Origin of the sequence: Endozoicomonas sp. (assembly GCF_031844845.1) — a bacterium.
Lineage (GTDB): Bacteria > Pseudomonadota > Gammaproteobacteria > Pseudomonadales > Endozoicomonadaceae > Endozoicomonas.
Genome location: NZ_JAVRMB020000225.1, coordinates 1 through 4106 on the forward strand (window position 1 = coordinate 1; position 4106 = coordinate 4106).

4 protein-coding genes are annotated in these 4106 nt (G+C 48.4%); all 4 read left to right on the top strand.

Annotated elements, in window-relative coordinates; translation table 11 throughout:
* Positions 1–9 precede the first annotated feature (9 nt).
* The 4 genes from RM811_RS11820 to RM811_RS11835 all read left to right on the top strand — a co-directional run bounded on the left by RM811_RS11820 (position 10) and on the right by RM811_RS11835 (position 3357).
* Complete coding sequence (locus RM811_RS11820) at positions 10–1407, top strand: MATE family efflux transporter (protein WP_402524385.1); 1398 nt, start codon at positions 10–12, stop codon at positions 1405–1407.
* A gap of 150 nt (positions 1408–1557) precedes the next feature.
* Positions 1558–2568, top strand: a complete 1011-nt coding sequence (locus RM811_RS11825; RefSeq protein WP_402524388.1) for a tryptophan--tRNA ligase — start codon at positions 1558–1560, stop codon at positions 2566–2568.
* A gap of 100 nt (positions 2569–2668) precedes the next feature.
* A complete protein-coding gene (locus RM811_RS11830) occupies positions 2669–3058 on the top strand; it encodes a hypothetical protein (RefSeq protein ID WP_402524391.1) in 390 nt (129 codons plus the stop codon).
* Between the two features lie 128 nt (positions 3059–3186).
* Positions 3187–3357, top strand: coding sequence for a hypothetical protein (locus RM811_RS11835; protein WP_402524394.1), 171 nt, complete (start codon positions 3187–3189; stop codon positions 3355–3357).
* The last annotated feature ends 749 nt before the right edge of the window (positions 3358–4106 follow it).

Sequence of the window (4106 nt, forward strand, 5' to 3'; positions counted from 1 at the left end):
TGAGCGAAAATGAGAACAAACCAATCCGCCTTTGCCCGCTATCGAGCGGAGCTTCGTGAACTGCTTTATCTGGCCGGGCCAATTATGGGCGCCCAGTTGGCCACCACAGGGATGACCTTTGTGGATACCAGTATGGCGGGACAATATTCAGCCATGGATCTGGCTGCCATCGCCCTGGGTTCCAGTATCTGGATGCCAGTTTATCTGTTGATTCGTGGCATATTGATGGCGCTTACGCCTACCGTCGCTTATTTGTACGGTGGCCAGAAGACCGAAGAGATTGGTGGGCATGTGCGTCAGGGGCTCTGGATAGCCCTGTTGATGAGCATTCTGGCACTGTTCTTTATTTATAACTCTGAAGTGGTACTTCAGTGGTTACAGGTTGAACCTGAGATGGCTGCCAAGACGCTTGAGTATCTAAAGGCGCTTGCCTGGGGTATACCCGCGATTTGTCTGTTCCAGGCATTAACCTGTTACTGCGAGGGCATGGGTAAAACCAAGCCGGGTATGGTGTTCAGTTTTGTCGCACTGGCCCTGAATATTCCCCTTAACTATGTGCTGATTTATGGCAAGTTTGGTTTTCCTGAACTGGGCGGTGTGGGTTGTGGTTATGCCACAGCGATCTGTTTCTGGGTCATGTTTATGTTAATGGCTGTTTATACCATGGTGAGCCGTCAGCATCGTAAAATTGGCCTGTTCTCCCAGTGGGATTTTCCGAGCCCTGGCATGATTTCCGGTCATTTAAAACTGGGTGTACCCATTGGTCTGGCTATTTTCTTTGAGGCCAGCATCTTCTCTGTTGTGGCTCTGTTGATTGGTAAGCTGGGAGCGATTGTGGTGGCAGGACACCAGATTGCCCTTAACTTCACCTCACTGACATTTATGATTCCCATGAGCCTGTCTATGGGACTGACCATTCGTGTTGGGCAGGCCCTTGGTGCCGGTAAAACAGAGGAAGCCGCCTATTCCAGTTATGCGGGGATCGCCACCACGTTAATGACGGCAACGGTCAGTGCTTCGGTCATGTTGTTCCTGCCGAACATGGTTACGTCTATTTATACCCAGAATGTTGAGGTGGGTACGCTGGCCGCACAGCTGTTGATTTATGCGGCACTGTTCCAATACGCCGACGGTATTCAGATTGCTGCCAACGGCGCTCTGCGGGGCTACAAAGATACCCGTGTTCCCATGGCGATGGTTCTGTTTGCCTGCTGGGGTGTGGCGTTACCGTTGGGTTATACCCTTGGTTTGACTGACTGGATTGTGCCAGCAATGGGGCCGCATGGCTTGTGGATTGGCCTGGTAACGGCGCTGACCATGGGTGCTGTTTTGCTGACCCTGCGACTTCGTGCCATTATCCGTCAGCATCGTACCGCTGTCCCACAGGGTATGCCTCTGGCTGCCTGATGGGAGAACAGGTGTCTATTGTGAGAGAGGGCGGCGCTCTTCTATAATGCTGCCCATTCTTGAAATCGAAAGTTGAAATCGAATTTAAGTGATTTCCCTTTCTGGCCTGTTGTTCAGGCCAGGTTACATCGTCGCTTTGCGAGTAAACTCATGAGTAAAACGAAAGTACTAACAGGTATTACGACAACAGGAACACCGCACCTGGGTAACTACGTGGGGGCTATCAAGCCTGCGATTGAGGAAAGCTGGCGCGACGATATTGCTTCCTATTATTTCCTGGCGGACTACCACGCCCTGATCAAAGGTCGTGACCCGAAGCGTATTCATGAGTCTACGCTTGAGCTTGCCGCTACCTGGCTGGCTCTTGGGCTGGATACCGATCGCGTTACTTTTTACCGTCAGTCTGACGTGCCTGAAATTATGGAGCTTAACTGGATGATTGGCTGCATGACGGCAAAAGGGCTGATGAACCGTGCCCATGCCTACAAGGCTGCCGTACAGGCCAATGAAGAATCCGGTGAGAAGGATCCGGACAAGGGCGTTGCCATGGGGCTGTTTTGCTATCCGGTGTTAATGGCGGCAGACATCCTGATGTTCAATGCTCATAAAGTGCCGGTGGGGCGGGATCAGGTTCAGCATATTGAGATGGCCCGGGATATTGCCGGTCGTATGAACCATCACTACAAGACAAAATTTGTCCTGCCTGAAGCAGTGGTTGGTGAAAATACAGCGGTTCTCAATGGGCTGGATGGTCGTAAGATGAGTAAAAGCTACGACAACACCATCCCACTGTTTGTGCCGGAAAAGAAACTGCTCAAGCTGGTCCGCAAGATCAAAACCAACTCGCTCGAGCCTGGTGAACCCAAAGATCCGGATACCTGTACCCTGTTCCAGATTTATTCCGCCTTTGCCGACAGTACCCGGATCACGGTTAAACGACAGCAATATGCTGAAGGCGTGGGTTGGGGTGATCTGAAAAATCAACTGTTCGAATTCCTGAATGTTCATTTGCAGGAGCCCCGTGAGCGCTATAATGCACTGATTGAAGATCCGGCATTTATCGAGAAAGAACTGCTTAAAGGTGCTGAAAAGGCTCGAGCTGAAGCAGCTCCTTTCCTTACCTCTATCCGTCATGCAGTTGGTCTCAGGCCTCTCGCATAATACTTCGTCAAGTGCAGGTTCTGTTTGGCTTTCCTTTTGGGAAGCCATTCCTGACAATAAAAGCAATAATGATCGTCATCACTGCCTGACTGGAAATTCCATGAACGTATCAAAGTTATGTGCCACTGCGCTGGGCGTTTTCTTACTATCGGGCTGTAGCTATCTGGACGGTCTTCTTAAGGATCGGGTTCAGGAAAAGGTTGCGTTTGATCTGAGTCGGCTGGATGCCGATGGCCTCTATGGACCTGCTGATGGTAAACGCTCGCTGAGTTATGAGTTCTGTATTCCGGCTCACGTCAATACTGCACGACAGGTGATGTCCATTGATTCAACGGCTATTGTCTATAAAGAGTCGCCTGGACGGTTGCAGTGTGGCAAAGAACAGTATCTGGTTATCGGTGATACTTATCAGGCCGGATATCTGGTGACACTGAAGAACCTGGCGGCGCTGGAGTATGTCACCCGAATTGAACAGGCGTACTTTGAGTAAAGCCAACCATGTATAAGAATGAATTCAAGAGATAAAGCATCACAACCGTCTGGAGTTATGATTCGTAACCCGATGGTTCGATGGCTTTTTAAAGCCTGTGCACTGCTTTTTGGTTCTTCACCATACTGATGACTCTCAACCTCTGGAGGATCAACCCCAAACTGTGGCTGACCGGTTACCTGGAGGCTTGCATTGCCAATGGCAGAAAGCCACCGGATGATTTAAGCCAATGGATTCCCTGGCAGATGAGCGAAAGCAGGCTCAATGAATTGCGCACCCACGATCCTCCCGCTCAGTGAGCCGGAGCCAGGCTTGGGCAGGCTTGGGAGAGGGCATGATAAACATACCAATAGCTTTCTTTACGGTCTTCACTGTCATTCCATAGAGGCTAAAGCAGGGTTGCAGGTAGTACCCAAAAGCATAAAAGTAATGCAGGGGTGATTACCGGGATTGTGTGGAAACCAAAAGTCAGGAACAGCCACGGTCATAGCTTTCACATCCATGTGAAATGGGTTCTATACGATTCCTGTCCAGGATGATGGTGGAGCTTTATCCAGCAAATTTTAAATGGTTACCTCACTACTGAGGGTGGCCTTGAGCTGTGTGGAAAATCTGCGATTCTGTTGTCTGGTTAATGGGATCAGCAAATAGTTACGATTTCGGGAAATATAAATAACCGTACGAATAGTATTTCGTCGAAAGCAGCATAACTGCCCACAACAAAGGAATAGGAAAAGGAATAAAGGAATAGGACATCCATAAACTTACTAATCATATAAATTGAACCAACGTTTTGCTTAAGATTTCACCCTTGATTTGTGGATGTCCGGCTATGTTGCCGTTAATGGTTGTCAGTGATTTCAATATAAAAAATATATATTTTATATCCATACAATTTAAAAACAGTGTCGAGAACATACTTAGTGAATAATAACTAAACCTGCTATTGCTATTTTCTGATCATATAATAGGTCTTAATACTAACATCACCACACTGGGACATTGAGAATAATAGATTGCGAATATTCCAACCACTAACGACAACATA